Origin of the sequence: Sedimentibacter sp. B4 (assembly GCF_000309315.1) — a bacterium.
GTDB classification, from domain to species: Bacteria; Bacillota; Clostridia; order Tissierellales; family Sedimentibacteraceae; genus Sedimentibacter; species Sedimentibacter saalensis.
On the sequence record NZ_CANG01000014.1, the window covers coordinates 1 to 24,965 of the forward strand.

Here is a 24,965-nt window from a genome sequence, read left to right on the forward strand (position 1 = left end):
AAAAATCTCTAGTTATATTCTAGAGATTTTTGCTTAAACAAAACTTAAATTTTATTTTATTTAACTTAATATTATTATGTTTAAATTTTCCAATTGCAATATCAGATCAAAACAAAATCTATTTCAGCTCTTGCAATGCTTACTTTTTCCAGTCTTACTCTTACTGCATCACCTATTTTAAACACTTTTCTGCTTCCCTGTCCGAAGAGTTCCTTCTTTTCATTGTCATAAACATAGTAGTCATCTACCATATTTGATATATGCACAAGGCCTTCAACGGTGTTTTCAAGTTCCACAAATATTCCGAAGCTTGTTACACCGGAAATCACTCCTTCATATTCTTCTCCGATTTTATCGGACATGAATTCGGCAATTTTTATTTTGTCTGTGTCTCTTTCGATTTCATCTGCAATTCTCTCCATTTTTGAAGACTGTTCTGCAACTGCAGCCGTTCTTTCAGCCAGCTTGTTAAGTGCTGCTTCTGAAAATTTGCCGTTTATCTGACCTTTTATGATGCGGTGTATCTGCAGGTCAGGGTATCTTCTTATTGGTGATGTGAAATGGCAGTAGTACTGAGCAGCCAGACCAAAGTGTGTGGAGCTTTCAGGTGAATAAATTGCCTTTCTCAAGGAACGAAGCATCATGTTGTTTATGAGGGTTTCTTCTTTTGTTCCTTTAATTTTTAAAAGAAGCTGCTGAAGTTCCCTTGGGTGGACGTCATTGTTACCCTTGAGCGTGTATCCAAGGTTGTGTATGAATTTTGAAAACTCATACATTTTTTCATCTTCAGGGTCCTCATGTATTCTGTAAACAAAAGGCATGTTCAGCCAGTAGTAGTGTTCTGCAACAGTTTCATTACAAACAAGCATAAATTCTTCGATTATTTTATTTGATACTCTTCTTTCATACTTTGTAACATCTATTGCCTTTCCTTTTACATCGGTTATTATTTTTGTTTCAGGAAACTCAAAATCTATGGCTCCTCTTACTTCCCTTTTTCGTCTCAAAAGCAGGCTTAATTCTTCCATAACTTTGAGCATTGGCAGGATTTCCTTGTATTTATCAAGAAGTTCCTGGTTTTCATCGGGAAATTCCAGGATATTTGAAACATCCGTATATGTCATGCGGTAGTGGTTTCTTATTATGCTTTCAAATATTGTATAGTCAGTAACCTTACCGTCAGCAGTTATTGTCATATCAACAGACAATGTCAGCTTATCTTCATTTGGATTCAAGCTGCACACTCCGTTTGAAAGTTCCTTAGGAAGCATTGGAATAACTCTGTCGCTTATGTATATGCTTGTTGCACGCTTTAGAGCTTCCTTGTCTAGTTTTCTGTCTTCTTTCACATAATGGGTTACATCTGCTATATGAACGCTTAATTTATATTCATTGTCATTTATTTTTTCTGCATAAACAGCATCATCCAGATCTTTTGCATCTTCACCGTCAATTGTAATGATAGGAAGTTCTCTTAAATCCTTCCTTCTCTTATACTCCTGTTCGTGTATTCCTTCAGCTGATACCTTTATTGCTTCCTTAATGACATCTTCAGGGAAAAACTGTCTTACTTTTTTTGCAAGAAGCACTGCTTCAATATGGGTCTTGGTGTCTTCGATATCTCCAATTACTTCAACAATTCTTCCTTCAGGATTCTTTCTCTTTTCAGGCCATTCTGTTATTTTTACGGTTACCTTGCTGTTTGATTTTGCGTTGTTGATATATTCCTGTGGAACGAAAATATCAGTGGCGATTCTTTTATCGTCAGGCACAACAAATCCAAAGTGCTTGCTTTTTTGAAATGTTCCTATAACAAATGTATTAGCCCTTTCAATTATTCTAATTACTTTTCCTTCGGGGCTTTTCACTTCTTCGGATATTTTCATTGGACGCACTATTACCTTGTCTCCGTGCATGGCACCGTTCATGTCCACAGGGGAGATGAATATGTCATTGATTTCCTTGTCGTCAGGCCTTAAAAAAGCATAACCTTTCTGATGACCTTCCAATGTTCCAATAACAAGATTCATTTTTTCAGGAATACCGTATCTTTCCGTCCTTGTAAATATGATTTTCCCTTCGTTTTCCAGCTCATTTAAGATTTTAAGAATTTCCTTTTTCATACTTTGTTCAATTTCAAGAGCCTGCATGAGCTCATTAATCGTCAAAGGTTTGTAAGCTTCATCTTTCATGAATAATAATATTTTTTCTTTAATGTTCATATATTTCTCCCAGGTATTGTAACCTACTTGTGTTTGCTGCCTCCGCCCATCTTGTTCAACAAATCAATGTCATAGGAAACAATGTTAATTTTTCTTTGATCCTTTTGTACTTCAGCAAACTCGATTATTTTAGTGATTAATTCAGTAAAATTAATACCCATACCTTCCCACAAATAAAATGCTATGGAACCAGGAATGGTATTTATTTCATTGACATAAATATTATTGCCATCATAGAGGAAATCTATTCTTGCGTTTCCGCAGCAATCCACTGATTTAAATGACTCTTTAGCATACTTTTTAATAGATTCCGTAATATCATCAGGTATATCCGCAGGAATTCTTCTCTTTGACTCAGAAGCATCTTTTTTCTTGTTAACATATTTGTCTTCATATGTAAGGAATTCCTTCCATCCCACAGGTTCTTCGCAAAGAGACGCTGTCAGGTCATTTTCGTATCCCATTACTGCACAGTTAATCTCTCTTACATTTTCAATACATTTTTCAACTATTATTTTTCTGTCATAAGCCATGGCCACTTCAATTGAAACCAAAAGCTCTTCCTTGTTTTTAGCCTTGCTTATTCCAATGCTTGAGCCTAAATTGGCAGGTTTTACAATCAACGGATATCCTATTTTTTCAATTCTTTCTATAATTTCTTCCTTTTCGCCTTCGTAGCTGCTTCTGTAGAACCATGTGTAGTCTACTACAGGAAGATTGTTGCTTTGGAACACCTGCTTCATTACAACTTTATCCATTCCCACAGATGAACTTAAAACAGAACCAAATGCACATGCAACGTTGTTCATTTGAAACATTCCGTGGAGAGCTCCATCTTCAACATTAGTTCCATGAACTGCAGGAAATACAACTTCAACCTCAGCGGTTTCATACTTCTTGCCAAACAATCCCTGTTTAAGTTCCGGATGTGGATATAAAACTAGTTTTCCATCCTTAAAACCTGGAAGCACCTCGTATGCTCCTTCAAATTTCTTAGCCTTGTAATTGTTTATATCATGGAGGCTCTTGCCAATATACCACTTCCCATCCTTTTGGATGTAAATTATCATAGGTTCATAAATGTCTTTATCAATGTTGTCTAAAACCTGCAGACCGGATATAATTGATACCTCATGCTCAACAGATTTTCCGCCGATTATAATTCCAATAGATTTTTTCATAATACCTCCATTATTTTTCATTGTATGTGTCGGGTAAATCATTTTCAAACAACACAACGTCACCGACCTTAGTCAGTGTCTTCATAAGTTCGCTTGCTTCATCCAATGAATTAACAACATACAAATTATCTTCATTGAATGTCTTTCTTTTTAATCCGTTGTAAATAGGAGTTGTTCTTTTCTTTCCAACAAGAATTGCTATGTCGCATACTTTTGCTATATTTTCACCGAACTTCTCGTTTTCTTTTTCTTCTATTTCACCAAGCTCAACCATTCCGGGAGTAACTATTATCTTTCTGTTGTCCTTGAATGAATCCAGCACATCCAAAGCTGCCTTGGCTCCGTCAGGATTTGAGTTGAATGCATCATCTATTACTATTACACCAGTTCCGGGATCTATGAGCTGAAGTCTGTGTTCCACACTTTCAATTTTTGATATTCCCATTTTGATTTCTTGAAGTGTGAGTCCCATGACCTTTGCAATTGCTGCTCCTGCAAGTATGTTATGTATGTTGTGGGCTCCTAAAAGCCTTGTTTCACATTCAATTGTTCCAAGACCGTTTATACAAAGTGAAAATGTGCTTCCCTTGCTGCTCACTTTGATGTCAGTTGCAAACACGTCAGTATCTTCAATATTTTCAATTCCATAGAGAATTTTTTCCTTAAACGTCTTGTCTGCAAGTTTCTTTACATATTCATTGTCATAGTTAAATATTGCAACACCATCATCAGGCAGATTTTCAATGAGTTCGTACTTTGTTCTCATTATGTTGTCAATGGACTTGAATGTTTCAAGATGGCATGGCCCTATGGAAGTTATTATGCCTATTTCTGGATTTGTGAGTTTTGCAACTTCATCAATGTCTCCTATTTTTGTGGCTCCAAGCTCAGCTATAAAAATATCAAAATTTTCATCCAAATCATTGTTTATAATTTTACTAATTCCCATTGGAGTGTTGTAGCTTTCAGGAGTGTTCAAAACTTTATATTTTTCGCTCAAAATTGTTGCAGTAAAAAATTTCGTGCTTGTTTTCCCATAGCTTCCTGTTATTCCTATGGACTTCACATTTTTCATATTTTTTATTTTGTTTGAGGCAACAGTGTAGTATTTTTGATTTATATTTTTTTCTATGGGATTAGCAATGTAAATTGCACCTGCCATGTAATAAGAACAAAAATAATAAACAACTGAAAGCATGCCTGCCCAAAGCGGAAAATAATCAGATACATCCTTAAGAAATAATTTTACAAGCAGCAAGACTATCAAATAATCAGCTGCCACAAGCGCAAGGGAAATTGCATACAGCCTTTTTGCCCTTGAAGTAAAAACAAGTGGCTTTTTAGATTCATACTTGGTCTTGTTTCCCAAGTACAAAAACAAGGATGTGAAAATGGAACTTGCAATGGAATATGAATAAAGATTGCTTTCGCCTTTAATGGAAGCTATGACAAAAAATACCCCGTTCACTGCAGAAATCAAGGCATATGCTTTATCCTTTGTTGTATATATTTTGTCTTTGTGGCTGCTCATCCACTCTATGTACTTATTTAAATCATAACCTTCAATTTGAACCATATGTAGTGAAAATTTCAGTTTTAAAGCACACAATAAAAACCAACAAGCTGTAAACAATAAAATTAATGACTGCATTTTCTCTCTCCTATCTTATGAAATCATCTTTCAAAAAAGAATTAATGACTGCCTTAAACTGGTCATAGCAATCAATGTACGAATAATGTCCAGCTCCTTTTAAAACAACAAGTCCGCTGTCAGGGATTTTTTCTTCCATGATTTTGCCCATGTACAATGGAGTATCCTGGTCATTTTCACCCCATATAAGAAGTGTAGGATTTTTGATTTTTGGAATCAAAGACTCTAAATTGTCATTTACCACCTTCACCATAGTCTGGCGCATGATTCCGTGAGATTCTTTATAATCTGTTGATCCATATTTTTCATAAAATTTTTCAAGTTTTTCTTCTTTTGTTTTTCCAAATGAAAAAGTTGTGTATAATTTTTTAAAAAGTTTGAAAGAATACACCTTGAAATAATATTTTGTGCTTCTTTTGGGAATCAATCCTGCACTGTCAATGAGAACAAGCTTTTTTACCATGTTGTATTGTCCCGACAAAATAATTGAAATTCTGCCCCCGTGAGAATGTCCAAACAATATTATACTCTTAAGTCCGATTTTATCAATAAATTTTTTAATGCACTCAGAATAATCGTATGAATTCCACGGTCTCTCCGGCACATCGCTTTCACCAAAGCCTGGAAGATCCAATGCCACAACTCTGCATTTATCTTTTAATATATTAAATATTGGCATCATGGTCTGAATACTTCCGCCCCAGCCGTGAAGAAGCAGCACGTCTCTTCCGGCGCCTTCAATTATGTAATTTATTTTAAGTCCATCTACATCAATATGCATTATATCCTCTCTTTGTTACTAAATAATAATAAAACTTCAAATTATTTTCTTATGTAGAATAACTTATCACATTTTAATCAAGTATAACATTCCATGGTATTGTTATGAATATATTTTTATACTTAATCATTCAATTAATTATTCATCTTTGGTTATTAATAAAATATCCTATTATCATTATATGTAAATTTTCAAAAATGATTATACCATACTATTCCATAATACTGCAAGAAAAAAGACTTCTCATGAGAGAAGCCTTTAAGAATTCTAATTTATTTTTATTGGAATAATTTCATCAATATTCCGCCGTACTGTGCAAGCATTGGTCCGAATACCAGTGAAACAACTGTCATAAGCTTTATAAGGATGTTTATTGAAGGTCCTGAAGTATCTTTGAATGGGTCTCCAACTGTATCTCCAACAACTGCTGCCTTGTGAGCTGCGCTTCCTTTTCCGCCGTGAGTTCCTGATTCAATGTATTTTTTTGCATTGTCCCAAGCTCCGCCTGCATTTGACATCATGATTGCCATAAGAACACCTGATACAAGTGCTCCTGCTTGTAATCCTCCTAAAGCTTCAGTTCCTAAAAGGAATCCAACAAGCAATGGAACTACTACTGCCAAAAGACCTGGTACAATCATTTCTCTTAAAGCTGCTGCTGTAGAAATATCAACACATCTTCTGTAATCTGGCTTATCTTTTCCTTCCATAATACCAGGCATTTCTTTGAACTGTCTTCTTACTTCTTCAATCATTGAGAATGCTGCTTTACCAACTGCGCTCATTGTAATAGCTGAGAACAGGAATGGAAGCATACCGCCTATGAACAAGCCAGCTATAACTGTTGGTTCTGTCAAACTGATTGAAGTGATTCCAACAGCCTGAGTATAAGATGCAAACAGTGCCAAAGCTGTTAAAGCTGCTGAACCGATTGCAAATCCTTTACCGATTGCTGCTGTTGTATTTCCAACTGAGTCAAGCTTATCAGTGATTTCTCTTACTTCATGAGGCAATTCGCACATTTCTGCAATTCCGCCGGCATTATCTGCTATTGGTCCGTAAGCATCAACTGCAACTGTCATACCTGTTGTAGAAAGCATACCTACAGCTGCAAGAGCTATACCATACAATCCTTTAACTGCGTTAAGTCCATCTGGTGTATAACCAGCTATGTAATAAGCTCCGATTATACCAACAGCCAAAACAACTATAGGGTATCCAGTTGATCTCATACCAACTGACAAACCGCTGATGATTGTTGTTGCTGCTCCAGTTTCAGACTGATCAGCAATTTCCTGTACATATTTATAATCACCTGAAGTGTAGATTTCAGTAATTTTTGCAATAATTAAACCAACTGCCAAACCGAATACGATTGATCCAAATGGCTGTAAGCTTCCAAGTATAGACTGGCTCAGGAAGAATGCTGCAACAACAACTACCAATGAGCTCATATATGTACCCATGTTTAAAGCTTTTTGTGGGTTAGATCCTTCTTTTCCTCTTACAAACAATGTTCCTATTATTGAAGCCAATATACCTACTGCTGAAATCAAAAGAGGGAACATAACACCGTTTCCGCCTTCGTAAGCAATAACTCCCAATGTAATTGATGATACAATTGCTCCAACATATGATTCAAACAAGTCAGCTCCCATACCAGCAACGTCACCAACATTGTCACCAACGTTGTCTGCTATAACTGCCGGGTTTCTTGGGTCATCTTCAGGTATACCTGCTTCTACTTTACCAACAAGGTCCGCTCCAACGTCTGCTGCTTTAGTGTAGATACCGCCGCCAACACGAGCAAACAATGCTACTGAAGAAGCACCAAGACTGAATCCTGTTATAATACTAGCATCTTTGAATATCAGCCAGAATATGCCTGTTCCTAAAAGTCCAAGACCAACAACAACCATACCCATTACTGAACCGCCTGAGAATGCAACATCAAGTGCTTTGTTCATTCCTGAAGTTCTAGCAGCATTAGCTGTTCTTACATTTGCTTTAGTAGCAACTGTCATTCCGAAATATCCTGCTAATATAGAAAATCCTGATCCTACTGCATATGCTAATGCAGTTGTCCAGCCGATTCCGAGTCCAAGAATAACGAACAAAATAATAGCAAAAAGTCCAACTGATTTGTATTCTCTTGCAAGGAACGCCATTGCACCTTCATGAATGAATGAAGAAATTTCTTTCATTCTGTCTGTACCAGGATCAACCTTATTGATGCCTGATGCTTTATAAAAAGCAAAAAGCAAAGCCAAAACCCCAACTATAGGGGCTATTATTAAAGTACCCATTTGTTTCTTTCCTCCGTAGTTTAAATAAATTTTTCATAAGAATTTACACAACAATATTGCTTATTATTTAGTGATAAGCCACAAATATGTATCGTTTTCTTATGCACACAAAAGTGCACGACACTTTTGTGCCGGTCACTGTTATACAACATTTTAAATTCTAAATAGAATTTATAAATATTATTACCAAAAAATTACAAAATATTACTGAATTGCTACTAAAATTAATGAAGCAATAACGAAAATAATTGCTGAAATTGTTGTAGCTTTTTCAAGTTTTCCTTCAAAGCTTCTGCCTTTGTTTCTACCCCAGATAGATTCAGCGCCTCCGGCAATTTCTCCAGACAAACCTGCTGATTTACCTGATTGCAGTAAAATACTTGCTATTAATATTAAACTTGCTAGTATCAAAAATATTCTTACTACTATTTCCACTATACACACCTCCTGTTACTGTCTTCTCTTAAATAACAGTAGAATTATAACATTAATAATATCTTAAATCAACATTTTTTCAATAATAATTAAAAATTATGGGAAAGAATTTAGGCTAAGCCCGAACTTTCCCACAAATTGTTATTATATAAATTATTTTTTTATATTGTAGAAAACTTCCAAACCTTTGTACTGAGCAGTGTCTCCAAGTATATCTTCTAGTCTTAAAAGCTGATTGTATTTAGCCACACGGTCAATTCTTGAAGGAGCACCTGTTTTAATCTGTCCTGCGTTTACAGCAATTACAAGATCTGCAATTGTTGCATCGTCTGTTTCTCCTGAACGGTGTGAAACAACAGCTGTATATCCTGCTCTTTTTGCCATTTCAATTGCATCAAGAGTTTCTGTTATTGTACCTATTTGATTTAATTTTATTAATATTGAGTTTGCAACCTTAAGGTCGATTCCCTTCTTAAGTCTTTCTGTGTTTGTGACAAACAAATCGTCTCCTACGATCTGAATTCTTCCACCAAGTTTATCAGTAAGAATCTTCCAGCCCTCCCAGTCTTCTTCATTCATACCGTCTTCGATGGATATGATTGGATACCTGTTTACAAGATCAACATAGAAATCAACCATTTCTTCCTGAGTGAACTTTCTTCCTTCGCCTTCAAGAGTGTATATTTTTGTTTCAGGATTGTAAAGATCTGTTGCAGCAACATCTATTGCAAGCATGATGTCTTTTCCAGGAACATATCCGGCTTTTTCTATTGCTTCAACAATTGTTGCCAATGCTTCTTCATTTGATGTAAGATTTGGAGCGAATCCTCCTTCATCTCCAACTGAAGTGTTCAGTCCCTTAGATTTTAAAACGCTCTTCAGGCTGTGGAAAACTTCAGCTCCCATTCTCAGCGCTTCCTTGAAGCAGCATGCGCCAACAGGCATTACCATGAACTCCTGAATGTCAACATTGTTGTCAGCGTGCTGTCCTCCATTTAATATGTTCATCATAGGAACAGGAAGAGTTTTGCTGTTTACTCCTCCCAGGTACTGGTAAAGTTCAAGTCCCAAAGTGTCAGCAGCAGCCTTTGCTACAGCCATAGATACTCCAAGTATTGCATTTGCACCCAATTTTCCTTTGTTTGGCGTTCCGTCAAGAGCTAAGAGAAGCTTGTCGATTGATAGCTGATCAACAGAATCTCTTCCTATAAGTTCAGGAGCTATTATGTTATTTACATTGTCTACGGCTGTCAAAACTCCTTTTCCAAGATATCTTGACTTGTCCCCGTCTCTTAATTCCACTGCTTCAAAAGCTCCTGTTGATGCTCCTGAAGGAACTCCTGCTCTTCCATATCCGCCTGATTCAGTCCAAACTTCCACTTCTATTGTAGGATTGGCTCTTGAATCCAATATTTCTCTTGCATATACATCTGATATTATTGTCATTTAAATTTCCTCCGTTTTTATTTTTCTATTAAACTATGCCCAGTCATTTCAACAGGCTTTTCCAACCCCATGAGTTCCAGCATGGTTGGAGCTATGTCAGCCAAAATTCCTTCGTTCAGTTTGAACTTTCTGTTGTTGTTAACAACTATGAATGGAACCTTGTTTGTTGAATGGGCTGTAAGCTTAGCATGAGTGCTCGGGTCAGTCATTTCCTCACAGTTGCCGTGATCAGCGCAAATTAGTGCAATTCCATCTGTCCTGATAATAAAGTTCACTATTTCTCCAAGACATTTGTCAACTGTTTCAACTGCCTTAATTGCTGCTTCAATGTCTCCTGTGTGTCCAACCATGTCCGGATTGGCAAAGTTAATTATCATAACCTGGTACATATCCTTTTCAAGTTCTTCAATTATCATGTCCTTAAGCTCATAGGCGCTCATTTCAGGTTTCAGGTCATATGTTGCCACATCAGGAGAAGGAATCAGTTTTCTTACTTCATGCTTGAATGGTTCTTCTATTTCACCGTTGAAAAAATAAGTCACATGTGCATACTTTTCGGTTTCTGCAGCTCTTAATTGCTTCAGTCCAAGACTGCTTAAATATTCTCCAAGTGTATTTTGAACAAAATGAGGCTTATATGCCACTTCAACATTCTCTATGGTCTTGTCATACTGAGTCATGCATACAAATTTCACATTAACTTTTTTTCTGTCAAAATAGCTGAACTCTTCGTCAACAAATGCTCTTGTAAGCTGTCTTGCCCTGTCTGGTCTGAAGTTGTAGAATATTACAGCATCATTGTCTTTAATAGAAGCAATAGTGCCATCTTCCTTTTCAACAAGAAGAGGTTTTATAAACTCATCTGTTACTCCGCTCAAATAAGAATCCTTCACTGCTTCTAAAGGATCAGCAAATCTTTCGCCGGTTCCATTCACAAGCGTGTTATATGCAATTTCAACTCTGTCCCACTGCTTGTTTCTGTCCATGGCATAGTATCTGCCCATTATAGAAGCTATGTGGCCTGTTCCTATGCTGTTTATTTTTTTATTGAGTTCTTTTATGTAATTTGGGCTGCTTGTTGGACTTACATCCCGTCCGTCAGTGATACAGTGAATTTCTACATCATTTAAGTCATTTTTCTTGGCAAGTTCAATGAGGCTGTACAAATGACTGTTATGGCTGTGTACTCCGCCGTCTGACAACAGTCCTATTAAATGAAGAGTTGAATTGTTCTTCTTCGCGCGATCAATGGCGTTTAACAATGCTTCATTTGTTTCAAATTCACCATCTTCAATTGACTTTGTAATCCTTGTAAGATCCTGATAAACTATTCTTCCTGCTCCGATGTTTAAATGCCCTACTTCAGAATTTCCCATTTGACCTTTTGGAAGACCTACGTCATAACCGCTGGCGGACAGTACAGTATTAGGATATTTTCTCATTAATACATCAAAATTAGGAGTCTTTGCTCTTTTAATTGCATTTCCTTCATAATCTGTTCCCAATCCCCATCCGTCTAGGATAATCAATGCTGTTACTTTATTCATACTACGACCTTCCTTATTTTGCATAATTAATTATATCTAAAAAAGATTCAGCTTTAAGACTTGCACCGCCTACTAAAGCTCCGTCAATATCTGACTGGCTTAGGATTTCACTGGCATTGTCTTTATTTACGCTTCCGCCGTACTGAATTATTATTTTTTCAGATAATTCCAAATCATAAATGTTTTTTACACACATTCTGATAAATGAAGCCATTTCATTGGCCTGAGCGCTGCTGGCAGTCTTTCCGGTTCCTATGGCCCATATTGGTTCATATGCAACAACAATATTTTCTGCTTCACATTTGTCTATACCGGCAAAGTCATTTGTAATTTGATTTTTTACAGTTTCCTTTTCCACGCCGCATTCTCTCTGCTCCAATGTTTCGCCTACACAAAGTATTGGTCTTATGTTATGTTTTAATGCAGCTTTAAGCTTTTTATTTACAGTTTCATCTGTTTCATTGAAATATTGTCTTCTTTCAGAATGTCCTATAATAACATATTCAATTCCCATGTTTTTAAGCATCACAGGAGATACTTCGCCAGTATATGCACCCTTGTCTTCAAAGTGCATGTTCTGAGCACCGATATTAATGTTTGTTCCCTTCAAAGCTTCTTTTACTGAATAAAGAGAAGTAAACGCAGGACATACTAAGATATCTACATTGCTATCAAAGTATTTGGACAATGATTTAAGACTTTCCACAAGCTTTACACTTGCCTCAACATCATTGTTCATTTTCCAGTTGCCTGCTATTAAAATTTTTCTCATCATATACTCCTTTATTTGTCGTTAACTGCATCAATGCCCGGCAGAATTTTTCCTTCCAGAAATTCCAGTGAAGCTCCTCCGCCAGTGGATATATGAGTTATTTTGTCAGCAAGACCTATTTTTTCAACTGCTGCAGCACTGTCTCCGCCGCCAATTATAGAAACTGCTTCTTTGTTATCAGCAATGGCTTTTGCAACAGAATTTGTTCCTTTTGCAAAGTTCTCCATTTCAAAAACCCCAAGAGGTCCGTTCCATATTATTGTCCTTGACTGTTTGATTATATTTTCAAAATCCGCGATTGTTTTTTCGCCTATGTCCAGCCCCATGAAATCATTTGGTATTTTATCTGAATCAGCCTGGAAAAATTCCGTATTATTTTTAAATTCTTTTGCAACAACAGTATCTTTCGGAAGGATCAAACGCACATTTTTTTCTTTGGATTTTTTAATGAGTTCCATGGCAAGATCAACCTTGTCTTCCTCAAGAAGTGATGAGCCCGTATTGAATCCTTCAGCCTTAAGGAATGTATACATCATTCCTCCGCCTATTAAAATATTGTCTGCAATGTTAAGTAAATTTTCAATAACTGCAATTTTGTCTGAAACCTTTGCTCCTCCTAAAATTGCAGTAAGCGGTCTTTTAGGATTTTCAAGTGCTGAACCCATTATATCAATTTCGCGTTCAACCAAAATACCAACTGCCGAAGGAAGGTAGCTACATATTCCAACATTTGACGAATGAGCTCTGTGAGCTGTTCCAAAGGCATCATTTACAAACATATCTCCAAGAGAGGCCAGGTCACGAGCAAAATCACCTGCGTTCTTTTCTTCTTCTTTTCTGAATCTGGTATTTTGAAGAAGCATTACATCTCCTGGCTGAAGCTTTTTTGCATCTTCTTTTACTTTGTCATCAACTACTGTGTCGCAGTCTTCAAACAAAACGTTCTTACCTAATATTTCGCTTAACCGTTTTGCAACAGGAAGCAGTGAAAATTCCTTTGAAGGCTGTCCTTTTGGTCTTCCAAGGTGCGACATCAAAATTACTGCTGCATTGTTTTCCAACAGATAATCTATGGTTGGCATGGAGCTTGTGATTCTTATATCATCAGTAATATTTCCTTCCTTATCCAATGGAACGTTGAAATCACATCTAACAAGAACTTTTTTGCCCTGCACATCTATGTCTTTCAATGTTTTCTTATTCATAATTTCCTCCTAAACAACATGAGCAATAGCAACTACTCATAAAGTTTATGAATAGTTGCTCTCAATTGTTCTTATTATCTATTTCATTGAACCCCAGTATTTTACAACTCTTACTAACTGTGATGTAAATGACATTTCATTGTCATACCACGCAATAAGTTTAACCATCTGCTTTCCGTCAACTTCCATGATTTGTGTTGACAAAGCATCAAATATGCATGCATAGCTGCTTCCTATAACATCGCTTGAAACAATAGGATCTTCTGTGTAAGCAAGAGTTTCATTTGCAGCTTTCTTAACAGCAGCGTTTATTTCTTCAACTGTTGTGTTTCTTGAAAGTTCTACAGTAAGGTCCACTACAGAACCTGTAATTGTAGGAACACGAAGAGCTATTCCATCAAGTTTCCCTTTCAGTTCAGGAAGTACAACACCTACTGTCTTAGCCGCTCCAGTTGATGCAGGAACTATGTTTGCGGCTGCAGCACGGCCTCTTCTTGATTTTATACCACTCTTGTGGGAGTTGTCATGAATGTTCTGATCATTTGTATATGCATGAACAGTAGTCATAAGTCCTTTTACTATTCCGAATTCATCATTTAAAACTTTTGCCAAAGGTGCCAGGCAGTTTGTTGTGCAAGATGCTGCTGAAATTACTGTTTCTGTTCCATCAAGAATATTGTGGTTTACGTTGTAAACAACAGTCTTCACATCTCCTTTTGCAGGTGCAGAAAGAAGAACTTTCTTAGCTCCTGCTTTTATGTGAGCTTCCGCTTTTTCTCTTTCATTGAATTTTCCTGTGCAGTCGATAACCAAGTCAATGTCAAGCTCTTTCCAATTGCAATTTTCAGGCTCTTTTACTCTTGATGTTGCAATTTCCTTGCCGTTTACAATCAAAACATCGCCATTGTAAGTAATTTTATCAGTCATGAAATTTCCGTGAGCTGTATCATATTTCAGCAAGTATGCCAGTGTTTCAGCATCAGAATTTGTGTTGATTGCAACAACCTGAAATTCTTCATCTTGTGCCATAAGCCTCAAAGCCAATCTTCCTATTCTTCCAAAACCATTAATTGCTACTCTAACCATGTTATCCTCCTATAATTTTATATCATAATATTATAATTATTAAATTTATAATTCTAATATCCTTCTTGCAGCAGCTTCGTCTGTAACAAGGATAAAATTATTATTGAATTTTGATATTGCATAAATTGCTTCAGCTTTAGACTTGCCTGCAGCAACTCCTATTGAATTTTTAATTTCCTTAAAATTATCCAGTGATATTCCCACTGAATTTGTTTGCATTTTTACATTTCCTTCTTTGTCAAAGAAATACCCGAATGCTTCTGCTGTAAGATTATCCTTGACTATTTTGTCGAGAACATCTTTGTTTGCTTTTCTTCTAGCAGCCATTTCCTTTGCATTTCCAAGACCGAACACAAGAAGATTAATCCTTTTTATATCCTGCAAAACATCGTTTATCAGTTTATTGTTCTTAAGTACGCCGAGTTCTGTTTCATCAAGATTGTCTGGTATGTGCAGCAGCTTGTATGGAGCATCAATTTTTTCAGCCAGATTTGCAGCAATTGTATTAGCTTGAATTTCAAGCTCCTCGCTTAATCCTCCTCTTGCAGGCAACACTAAAAGATTTTTTATTCCTTTTTTTCTTTTCATTTGCCTCACAACACAAGCCATTGTTGTGCCCCCAGTGATTCCAAGCACAGTGTCATTTTTAATGAGTTCCAGAACAATTTCAGCTGCCTTTTTTCCAAGGTCGTTGAAAACAAAACTGTCTTTTTCAGCATCCCCGGAAACAACTGCAACCTTCTTTAGCTTTAGCTTTTCCATAAGCTTTAATTCCAAATCTGATAAGTTTTTTATGTAATAAAAGCTGCCGTGAATTTCCGAAAGCACATCAATTCCATCTTTTGTGAGTTCAACTCCTGCCGATTTGATGTCAATGAGGTTCATTTCCTTAAGTTTATCTATTTCCGTACGCATGGTTCTTTCAGTTATGCCAAGTTTCACAGAAAGGGATCTCCTTCCAATGGGTTGCATAGAACTTATAACCTTTAGTATCTCGTATCTTTTCATAAACAATTCAACAGTTTCAGGAACTATTTTGTTTTGAATTTCCAGAATTTTATTGTTTTCCATACATCCCTCCGGGATATTTAATGTCCCTGTTGTTCGTTTTACGTCCCTAGGTTTATTCTACCATATTTATATTATATTGCAATAGTATTTTTAAATTTTGGAATATTATTTTTGATTGGTAATCAGACATGATTTGAGATATGTGTTATACTATTTATTAATAGTGTCACATTTATATTTTGATTATATCACAGCATCATGATGCTGTACAGCAAAAAAAGCAAAAATAAACCAGTAATTTTTCATGAAATTCCTTATTTTATTATGTGCAATAAAAAAGAATATCCAACGTGTCTTTGAATATTCTTTACTGATTTAGATTTTAAATTCTTAATTCTTAATTCTTAATTCTTAATTCTTAATTCTTAATTAATTAGAACCTTCTTCTCATTGATGAAGATGGTATCCTCATTTCATCCCTGTATTTTGCTACAGTCCTTCTTGATATGTTGATTCCTTCAGAGCTGAGCATTTCAGCTATTTTTTGATCACTTAACGGCTTTTGTGTGTTTTCTTCATTAATTAATTTTTGAATCTGAGACTTCACGCTGGTGGATGAAATTCCTTCGCCATCGCTTTCGCTTAAGCTGCTTGCAAAAAAGTACTTAAGTTCAAACAACCCTATAGGAGTTTGTACGTATTTTCCGTTTGTAGCCCTGCTGACAGTTGACTCATGTACGCCTATGTCTTCAGCAACATCCTTGAGAACCAAAGGCTTCAATGCAGTCTTACCTTCGTCAAAGAATTTTCTCTGAAACTTGAGTATGGATTCAACAACCTTGTACAGTGTCATTCTTCTTTGCTCTATACTCTTTATAAGCCACATAGATGAATTCAGTTTGTCGCTCAGGAACTTGTTTGCTTCTTTGTCATCAAGATTTTTTATCATATTCTGATAATAGCCGCTTATAGTTAGAACAGGCAGGTTGTTGTCGTTTACTATAATTATATATTCACCGTTTATTTTTTCAATAGTCACATCAGGAACAATATATCTTATGTTGTCGCTGTCTACTATGAATCCTCTAGATGGCTTTGGCTCAAGCATCTTGATTATATCGCAAATGCTTTGTACCCTTGAAACTGTAATACGAAGATCTTTTGCTATTTTTTGAATTTTGTTGGTAGCAATTTCTTCAAGATATTGTTCTGCTATGATATATGCATTCTTATCTTGAATTCCCTTTTCCTTAAGTTGAATCATAAGGCATTCACTTAAATTTCTTGCTCCAACTCCCACAGGGTCAAAAGTTTGTATAAGTCTTAAAACTCTTTCCACTTCAACCACATCTTCATTCAACAAAAGACTTATATCTTGAATTGAACAACCTAAGTAGCCCTTGTTATCAAGTGATTCAATAATAAATTCGCCTATTCTTTTTTCCTTATTAGTTTTTACGGAAACTCCTAATTGAACCATGAGATGGTCCTTAAGAGACATTTTTTTGGAAGTGTAGCTTTCAAATGTTTGCTTTTCATCAGAATCTGCAGTTTTTTCATAAGCCTTGTAGCTTAGGTCATCATACTTTTCTGTAATTTCCTTCCAATCGATTTCATCTTTGTTGTCAGATTTATCAAAATCAGATTTTTCATATTCAGCACTTTCATCTGATGATGATTCCTGGACTTTATTGTCAACTGATTCGAGAAAAGGATTAACCTCAAGCTGTTTGTATATAAACTCCATTAATTCAACATTATTAAATTGCAAAATTTGTATAGCCTGTCTTAATTCAGGTGTCATGATAAGCTTTTGAGTCTGAGACAGATTCAATTCAAAGCCCATTTTCATAATATCACTCCTTGCTACCATATATTATAACAAAATTTATTATATTTTCAACATGATATTATTTTGTACTGCTTTATCAATATTAACAATAAAAACGAGTAAATGTTGTCATTATTTTATTATATCAAAAAACTATCGAAAATGCCAAAGTATTTTGTTAAAAAAAGAAAATTTTATAAATTTAAATATTATGCTTGATTTTTAAAACAAGACGGTATATACTAACCCCTAATAAAATATTTTGGATGAAACTGGCGGAAGGCAGTCGACCGTCAGCGGACATAACTCTGGAGAGACTCTTTAAGAGCACCGAAGGGGAAAGTTGATATCAATGAAACTCTCAGGTAAAAGAACAGAGCTGAAAGAAAGCACATATGTGTTTTTGTTGTACAGAGAGACTGGCGTCTCTCTGTATTTTATATAACACCATTTTCCTTAAAGGCTGCATACATACTAACATTATAAACGGAGGATAACATGAAAGGCATACTAACAATAATCGGAAAGGACCGCGTTGGAATAATAGCACATGTTTCAACACTTTTAGCAAGCTACAACGCAAATATCCTTGATATTAACCAGACAGTAATGAGAGATTACTTCACAATGATAATGCTTGTGGACCTTGATGGCATTACAACTGATTTTACAACACTTCAGCAGGAATTAGACAAAAAAGCCAAAGAAATCAATATGGAAATCAAAATTCAACGGGAAGATATTTTTGACAAAATGTACGAGGTGTAGACGAATGATTAAATCTAATAACATACTGGAAACAGTCAAAATGGTTGATGAGCTCAAATTTGACATAAGAACAATAACTATGGGTATTTCACTTCTTGACTGTGCTGATTCAGACGGTGAAAAATCAAGGATTAAAATATACGATAAAATAGCAAGGTTATCCGAGCACTTTGTAGAAACTGTCGAAGCAACAGAAAAAGAATTCGGAATACCAATAATAAATAAAAGAATTTCAGTCACTCCAATATCCATAATAGCAGGTGCATGCAATGATGTTGACTATATCAAGTATGCTGAAATTTTGGACAAGGCTGCTGATGTGGCAGGAGTAAACTTTTTGGGAGGCTTTTCAGCCCTTGTTCACAAAGGATTTACCAAAGGCGATGAAATACTTATCCGTTCAATTCCTCAGGCTCTTGCTGTAACAAACAAGGTTTGTGCTTCAGTTAATGTTGCAACCACAAAGGCAGGCATTAACATGGATGCTGTAAGAATCATGGGTGAAGTTATAAAAGAAGCAGCGTATCTTACAAGAAACAAAGACAGCATTGGATGTGCAAAATTAGTTGTGTTTGCCAATGCTGTTGAAGACAATCCTTTCATGGCAGGAGCATTCCACGGCACCGGAGAATCAGAAACATGCCTTAGCGTTGGAGTTAGCGGTCCCGGAGTTGTAAAAAATGCTTTGGAACAAGTAAGAGGTCAGGATTTCACAACCGTATGCGAGACAATCAAAAAGACTGCATTTAAGATTACAAGAGCCGGTGAAGTTGTGGCAAAGGAAATTTCAAGGAGAATGGATATTCCTTTCGGCATAATGGACTTATCCCTTGCACCCACTCCGGAAGTCGGTGACAGCGTAGCAAGAATATTAGAAGAAATAGGACTTGAAGCTTGCGGTGCCCATGGAACCACAGCTGCTCTGGCATTATTAAACGATGCGGTTAAAAAAGGCGGCATCATGGCTTCTTCAAATGTAGGGGGATTAAGCGGAGCATTTATACCTGTAAGCGAGGATGAAGGAATGATTGAAGCTGTTAACAGAGGTTCCTTAAACATCGAAAAGCTTGAAGCTATGACATGTGTTTGTTCTGTAGGCCTTGACATGATTGCCATACCCGGAGACACAAAAGCAAGCACTATTTCAGCAATTATTGCTGATGAATGCGCTATAGGCGTTATAAACCAAAAATCAACAGCAGTGAGACTAATTCCTGTTTACGGAAAAACATTAGGAGATACAGCTGAATTCGGAGGACTTTTAGGAAGGGCTCCCATAATGAAGGTAAGCAGTTTTTCTAGTGATGACTTTATAGCAAGAGGCGGCAGAATTCCGGCACCAATTCACAGCTTTAAAAATTAAAAAACGAGATTCTAAAGAATCTCGGACTATTGACAAATGTAATTGTAGGGGCGGACCTCGTGTCCGCCCGTGTTATTAATTCAATAATTTTGTTATCTTCAGTGGGACAGTAGTCCTACCCTAAATTTGTTTTAGCAGCAGGTTTTTTCTTTTGCTATGAACTCATTGTCCTGAAGAACTTTAATGGCAGTTTCAGTGTTTGCTTCATTTACAAGAATTATTGGTCCTGTGCAGCCCATTCCGCTTTCTGCATAAACATTGTTTTTCCACAGAAGCTTTACAGCATCTTCAAGGTCCATTATTTCAATTCCTGAAATCTGGGAAGTCACAACTTCTTTCTTTGGAGCTTTCACTTCGTCCTCAGAAGATTTTTTTACTGTTTTAGTTCCTTTCAGTATTTCAGTAAGATTTGCTTTGTGTGCCTTTTCAAATTCTTCTTTTGCAATGGCTTTTAAATTTCCTTTTACCAGTTCTCCGGCAAACTTCATGGCTCCTTCAACTAATGGAGCGCCTGAAGCTCTTGATATTATAAGTATGAGCTTGTCAAAGCCTTCACCGATTCCAGGACCGTATCCGTAGCCTAGTGACTCATAGTTTCCGCCAGTTGTGTAAGAAGAAAATATTTTAATCATGAGGTTTCCTGTTAAAGAATCCATTACCATAACATCAGCTGAACCCATGAGAAGGTCATTACCTCTCATGACAGCACCGCCGTCTGCTCTTTGAGAAGCTGCAAAATTTATGTCATATCCCTGTTCTTTTAATTTTGTCAGAGCTATTTCAGTTTGTCTTGCACCATCAACATTTAAAATACCAACAGTAGGATTCTTAATGCCGCATGCTTTGGCAGTTATTATACCATAAATGGCGTTCTTAACCATTCCTTCAACTTTATCTGTAGAAGAAGTTCCTGTTGTTGTTGCAATGAACATTTCCTTTCCTTTTCCAGGTGTTACAATCCTTCCCACTGTTGAAACTCCAATTGGAAATGGGTAATGCATTGTTACGCATGCATCTATTTCACCTTTGTCAAGAAGCTCTTCCATTTTTTTATGGGCTTGATCTTCATTTTCAACAAAAGCAGTTGTTACTCCTTCAATTGTCATACTTCCTATGACTGTTGCATCAATGCCGCCTTTAGCAGCCTTTGCTGCAGCTTGAAATATAGTTTGTTCGCCGTGCTCGCTTCCCATGGCAGTAACAGCAACGCGTGGTTTCTGTCCATATTCGCCGCTTATTAATGTATCAGCCAGCTGGTTGAACACCTTGCCGATTATTTGGTTTACTTGTTTTTCAGACATATGTCCTCCTATTCTGCCAGCAGATTTGAAGCAAAATTTTTGAGCGCCTGAGCTATCAATTCTTTTACTTTGTCCTCAGAAACAGCGGATTTTTCTTCTTCCTTGCCTTTGTTTGCTTCAACGATAAATGATACTCCATCAAACAGGTTTGTCATTCTTCCAAGGAACAAACTTCCCTTTCCTACTATCATGGCATTTTTGATTTTGCCGTCAAGAATGTCCTGTCTGCAGAATCCGATATATGGCACTCCTGATGGAATGTGTCCCTGTGTTGGTGCCCAGCCTATCATACCATGCTTTTCAGTAAAGTCCTGGAGATCCTTCTTTTCTATGTCTCCCCTTTTAACTGCAAGAGCACCTATCATTTTGTAGTTTGCCAATGGAACATCTCCTGCTCCGGCAGGTTTAGTAACATCTGGATTTTGCATTTCAACAGAATATTTATCAACATCTGTTATTTTCATTCCAGCCTTATCTAGAGAAGAAACCAGTGATGTGATAACAGCTTGTGGTGAAGATCCTGTTCCAACTGTGTGTCTTCCAATAAGGTCAAGATTTATTTCTGGACTGATACCATCATTTTCACTTACCAATACAGCAAATCCTCCAAGAACGTCTTCAAGAATAGGAAGACCCTTCTTTATGTGATCCTTGCCGTTCATTCCAAGTTTTGCAGTACATCCGCCAGCTGATACTACAACATTTTTATAAACTCCCGCCTTTACCAATGCAGCAGCTTCAATGAGTGCATGTGTAGGTCCTGCACAGAAACCTCTTGTGTCTGAACCAGTGGCATTAACAAATCCTGCTACTTCAGCACAAGCCTTTGCAAAGTTTCCGCCGCCTCTTTGGTTCATATCTCCGCATGCTTCTTCGCAGCAGTCGATGACGTAGTCAATTTCTTCCTTGTTAATATTGTTTTTTGCAACAAGATTTAATAATGACAAAACGTTAGAAGCCTTTGAAACAAGGTTTTCAAGCATTACGTGTGCGCTTAGGTTAGTGTCAATGTCATGGGCTCTTTTTACACAGCCGATTAATTCACCGTTGTTGTACAAAGGTTCAGCATGTTCTTCATCAACATATTTTTTAACAACTTGAGCATCTTCACCTTCGCTTATTCTGTTCATGAGACTTTCATCAAACAATGGGTGTGTGCCAAGTTTTTCTTTCGTTGTTTCAAGGAAGTTTTTTTCAAGCTTAACAAGGTCAAACACATCGCACATCTGCATGAGTACTATGAACTCATCTTGGGGCATGATTTCGCCGTATTTTCCGAATCTTCCAAAACCTTCAGCTTCCTTGTCATTCCAAGGCTGTTCATATTTTGCAAGCTCTTCGGGATGAATATTTCCTATATATGTCTGGTTAGGCAGGTATTTTACAACCTGTTCAAAAGTTCTCAAATGGTCTTTTATTTGTTTTAAATATTCTGAATTGGGATTTACTGTTCTTTCTGTTGTCTGGGTAGTTCCGTTATGAATTACCATATCAGGCGCAAACGCAAGAATGTAACTTGCACCTCTGATTACACTGTTCATATATTACCTCCGCAATTTTTTAAATTTAAAATACAAGGTATAAAGTTTAACTAGGAATTTAAACCCTAGACTTTATACTTCAAATTATGTGTAAAAAGTTTAAAATTTGCTTCGCATTTCTGCGAAGCAAATTTTCATGATAAATTAATATTCTATATAATAGAAATTAACAAATCAAATATAATCGACTACAGATATTTGCAAAAATCTTCTCTGATAGGAGTCATTTCGCTGATGATGTCATCAACATCCAATACCATTTCCATCATGCTTATTTGTTCGTCATAAACTGATTCGTCAACTTCGTTTTTAATTTCTGGTTCACATACATGAAATACACTGAGTCCTAACTGAACTCCTGTCAATGGACCGGCAAATGTAGGGTCTCCGTTTGTTACAGTTTCTGCAGCAAGACCTGCTGCTTCACCTTCAGCTGCTCCAAGCACTACTACTAAATTTTCAGCACCGTACTTTTCAGCAAATTCTTTAACCCTTTTTTGATTTTCCAAATCCATTGCGCCTGCGGAAGTTCAGACGAAGCATTCAGTTGATGAAAATACAACTTCAGCTCCGGCAGTTTTAACACATTCTTCAATTGCCGGCCCTGGTATTCCATCCCTGTCGCCTATTATAATAACTTTCTTACCATTCAATAAGCTCATTTTAATTCCTCCTTTGTTATTTTTTATGTTTGACCTATTATATGGGGACATTCCTTTTACTCCAAAGACTATCTCTATACTAAAGGTGTGTCACCATACTATATATATTTTTGAATCATTGCTTCTATATTTTCAGGAGTGGCATCTTCTTTAATAAGTTCTTCCACTTTTTCTCCATCTTTATACATTGCAATGACAGGCAAACCCAATACTTTTTGTCCAATGGCAACTCTTCTTGCCTTTGTAGTGTTTAATTTTGTAAATTTTAGCTTGTCGCCGTATTTTTCTGACAATTCCATTACATGCGGCATCAAAGCTTCGCATGGTGCACAACCGTCTCCGAAGAAATCAACCAGTATGTATCCTTGTCCCTGAAGAACTTCTTCATCAAAATTTGTTTTATCCAGTACTAACATGAAAGCCTCCTATAAAGTTTCTATATATTTTTCTGCCTGAACAGCTGCAATGGCACCATCTGCTGCTGCAGTTACCACTTGTCTCAGACTTTTAACTCTAATATCTCCGGCTGCGTAAACACCTTCAATATTTGTCTTCATATTTTCATCAGTCACTATGTAACCCTTATCGATATTTAAAATACCTTCATACAGTTTAGTCTTAGGTTCATAACCAATGAATACAAAAATTCCGAATGTTCCGTCATCTTCATCTGCTACTACTTCTGTAACTTCTCCTGTTTTAATATTTTCCAATACCATGGAGTTTACAATTCCGTCACCTTTGATTTCCTTAACAACAGAATCCCATATGAAATTCATTTTAGGATTAGCCATAGCTTTTTCTCTTATTGACTTGGCTGCTCTTAATTCATCTCTTCTGTGAATGATGGATACTTTTCTTGCAAACTTGGTCAAATACATTGCTTCTTCAACAGCAGTATCTCCGCCGCCAACTACAAACACTTCAAAGTCTTCAAAGAAAGCTCCGTCACATGTGGCACAGTATGAAACTCCCTTACCTGTGAAGGTTTTTTCTCCTGGGCAACCGATTAGTTTTGATGTAGCTCCGCCGGCAATTATAACCGTCTTGCCTACATACTCGCCTTTTTTGCCTACCAGTACCTTTTCCTTACCTTCGAGTTTTACTTCAACTATTTCATCATATACTTTTTCAGCTCCAAAATGCTTTGCCTGTTCAGCCATACGGTCTACCAATGTCGGTCCTGATTCGCCTTCCAAGCATCCAGGGTAATTTTCAACTTCAGATGTAAGAACTATTTGTCCTCCATCTTTTTCTTTTTCAATAATCAAAGTACTAAGTCTTGCTCTTCCAGCATAAAGTCCCGCTGACAAGCCAGCCGGTCCTGCGCCGATTATTATAACATCATATACTTTGCCCATTTTACACCTCTTTCCTATAGTCACTGATATCATATTTAATAAAAAATATGATATATAATTATTGAAAATTGCACGCAATATTCAATAATTATATTTGTTCGCGGCAATTGCTGCCGCGAACTAAAATATTTACTAATCTGTCGCCAGTACGGGACACAGATTATGATACCCAAAAAACACTGCCTAAAAACTATCATTTTTGAAACAATATTTTTCGAGATCCTTTGCAGTCGCTTAAGGATTCAACCTATTTGGATCATCTCACATTTCAAAGACGAGATCCTTCGCTTTGCTCAGGATAAGCGACCATCACCAAATCGAAGATTTGGGATGTCTCGCAGTCTCATTCACCAAATTATTTGCTCTCTATCGCTCTCATAATTTGGGAAGCGCAGTTTCGTTCACATATTTGTTTATTCGCTTTCGCTCATGCAAATATGGAACTCATTGCGTTTGAATTACCAACAATTTCTTTCTCACTAACGGTCGAAGAAA

20 protein-coding genes and 1 riboswitch are annotated in these 24,965 nt (G+C 36.6%); of the genes, 2 read left to right on the forward strand and 18 right to left on the reverse strand.

All coding sequences use genetic code 11. The annotated features are described in order from the left end of the window. Positions 1-101: 101 nt before the first annotated feature. The 13 genes from rnr to rpoN all read right to left on the reverse strand — a co-directional run bounded on the left by rnr (position 102) and on the right by rpoN (position 17,495). Positions 102-2,222, reverse strand: a complete 2,121-nt coding sequence (rnr, locus tag BN358_RS02580) for a ribonuclease R (protein WP_019227763.1) — start codon at positions 2,220-2,222, stop codon at positions 102-104. Between the two features lie 23 nt (positions 2,223-2,245). After that, complete coding sequence (locus BN358_RS02585) at positions 2,246-3,403, reverse strand: D-alanine--D-alanine ligase family protein (RefSeq protein WP_019227764.1); 1,158 nt, start codon at positions 3,401-3,403, stop codon at positions 2,246-2,248. A 10-nt stretch (positions 3,404-3,413) separates the two neighbouring features. After that, positions 3,414-5,054, reverse strand: a complete 1,641-nt coding sequence (gene murF, locus BN358_RS02590) for a UDP-N-acetylmuramoyl-tripeptide--D-alanyl-D-alanine ligase (RefSeq protein WP_019227765.1) — start codon at positions 5,052-5,054, stop codon at positions 3,414-3,416. 10 nt (positions 5,055-5,064) lie between these two features. Further along, complete coding sequence (locus tag BN358_RS02595) at positions 5,065-5,835, reverse strand: alpha/beta fold hydrolase (RefSeq protein ID WP_019227766.1); 771 nt, start codon at positions 5,833-5,835, stop codon at positions 5,065-5,067. 278 nt (positions 5,836-6,113) lie between these two features. Next, on the reverse strand, positions 6,114-8,141 hold the full coding sequence (locus BN358_RS02600) for a sodium-translocating pyrophosphatase (RefSeq protein ID WP_019227767.1): 2,028 nt from the start codon (positions 8,139-8,141) through the stop codon (positions 6,114-6,116). A 204-nt stretch (positions 8,142-8,345) separates the two neighbouring features. After that, the gene (secG, locus tag BN358_RS02605; protein WP_040581933.1) at positions 8,346-8,579 is read right to left on the reverse strand and encodes a preprotein translocase subunit SecG; all 234 of its coding nucleotides are present in this window, start codon (positions 8,577-8,579) and stop codon (positions 8,346-8,348) included. A gap of 150 nt (positions 8,580-8,729) precedes the next feature. Beyond that, the gene (gene eno, locus BN358_RS02610) at positions 8,730-10,022 is read right to left on the reverse strand and encodes a phosphopyruvate hydratase (RefSeq protein WP_019227769.1); all 1,293 of its coding nucleotides are present in this window, start codon (positions 10,020-10,022) and stop codon (positions 8,730-8,732) included. Positions 10,023-10,039: 17 nt separating this feature from the next. Continuing rightward, positions 10,040-11,569, reverse strand: coding sequence for a 2,3-bisphosphoglycerate-independent phosphoglycerate mutase (gene gpmI, locus BN358_RS02615; RefSeq protein WP_019227770.1), 1,530 nt, complete (start codon positions 11,567-11,569; stop codon positions 10,040-10,042). A gap of 13 nt (positions 11,570-11,582) precedes the next feature. After that, on the reverse strand, positions 11,583-12,341 hold the full coding sequence (gene tpiA / locus BN358_RS02620; RefSeq protein WP_019227771.1) for a triose-phosphate isomerase: 759 nt from the start codon (positions 12,339-12,341) through the stop codon (positions 11,583-11,585). 11 nt (positions 12,342-12,352) lie between these two features. Then, on the reverse strand, positions 12,353-13,546 hold the full coding sequence (gene pgk / locus BN358_RS02625; RefSeq protein ID WP_019227772.1) for a phosphoglycerate kinase: 1,194 nt from the start codon (positions 13,544-13,546) through the stop codon (positions 12,353-12,355). A gap of 78 nt (positions 13,547-13,624) precedes the next feature. Further along, on the reverse strand, positions 13,625-14,632 hold the full coding sequence (gap, locus tag BN358_RS02630; protein ID WP_019227773.1) for a type I glyceraldehyde-3-phosphate dehydrogenase: 1,008 nt from the start codon (positions 14,630-14,632) through the stop codon (positions 13,625-13,627). A 45-nt stretch (positions 14,633-14,677) separates the two neighbouring features. Further along, positions 14,678-15,703, reverse strand: a complete 1,026-nt coding sequence (locus BN358_RS02635) for a sugar-binding transcriptional regulator (RefSeq protein WP_019227774.1) — start codon at positions 15,701-15,703, stop codon at positions 14,678-14,680. Between the two features lie 373 nt (positions 15,704-16,076). Next, positions 16,077-17,495 carry an RNA polymerase factor sigma-54 gene (rpoN, locus tag BN358_RS02640; protein ID WP_019227775.1) on the reverse strand — a complete coding sequence of 473 codons (1,419 nt, stop codon included), beginning with the start codon at positions 17,493-17,495 and terminating at the stop codon, positions 16,077-16,079. A 277-nt stretch (positions 17,496-17,772) separates the two neighbouring features. Further along, a riboswitch (glycine riboswitch) is annotated at positions 17,773-17,861 on the forward strand. Positions 17,862-17,972: 111 nt separating this feature from the next. Between rpoN and BN358_RS02645 the strand changes: the two genes are divergently transcribed. Next, entirely contained in the window at positions 17,973-18,242 is a 270-nt protein-coding gene (locus BN358_RS02645; RefSeq protein ID WP_019227776.1) for an ACT domain-containing protein, read from the forward strand. A 4-nt stretch (positions 18,243-18,246) separates the two neighbouring features. After that, a complete protein-coding gene (locus BN358_RS02650; RefSeq protein WP_019227777.1) occupies positions 18,247-19,605 on the forward strand; it encodes a PFL family protein in 1,359 nt (452 codons plus the stop codon). 131 nt (positions 19,606-19,736) lie between these two features. On the opposite strand, the gene grdD is transcribed toward BN358_RS02650, so the two are convergent. The 5 genes from grdD to trxB all read right to left on the reverse strand — a co-directional run bounded on the left by grdD (position 19,737) and on the right by trxB (position 24,470). After that, on the reverse strand, positions 19,737-20,906 hold the full coding sequence (gene grdD / locus BN358_RS02655; protein ID WP_019227778.1) for a glycine/sarcosine/betaine reductase complex component C subunit alpha: 1,170 nt from the start codon (positions 20,904-20,906) through the stop codon (positions 19,737-19,739). 8 nt (positions 20,907-20,914) lie between these two features. Continuing rightward, entirely contained in the window at positions 20,915-22,447 is a 1,533-nt protein-coding gene (grdC, locus tag BN358_RS02660) for a glycine/sarcosine/betaine reductase complex component C subunit beta (protein ID WP_019227779.1), read from the reverse strand. A gap of 188 nt (positions 22,448-22,635) precedes the next feature. Then, positions 22,636-23,109: a glycine/sarcosine/betaine reductase complex selenoprotein A gene (gene grdA / locus BN358_RS02665; protein ID WP_083851485.1), complete on the reverse strand. Its 474-nt coding sequence runs from the start codon at positions 23,107-23,109 to the stop codon at positions 22,636-22,638. A 98-nt stretch (positions 23,110-23,207) separates the two neighbouring features. Further along, entirely contained in the window at positions 23,208-23,525 is a 318-nt protein-coding gene (locus BN358_RS02675; protein WP_019227782.1) for a co-chaperone YbbN, read from the reverse strand. Positions 23,526-23,534: 9 nt separating this feature from the next. Continuing rightward, positions 23,535-24,470 carry a thioredoxin-disulfide reductase gene (gene trxB, locus BN358_RS02680; RefSeq protein ID WP_019227783.1) on the reverse strand — a complete coding sequence of 312 codons (936 nt, stop codon included), beginning with the start codon at positions 24,468-24,470 and terminating at the stop codon, positions 23,535-23,537. Positions 24,471-24,965 lie beyond the last annotated feature (495 nt).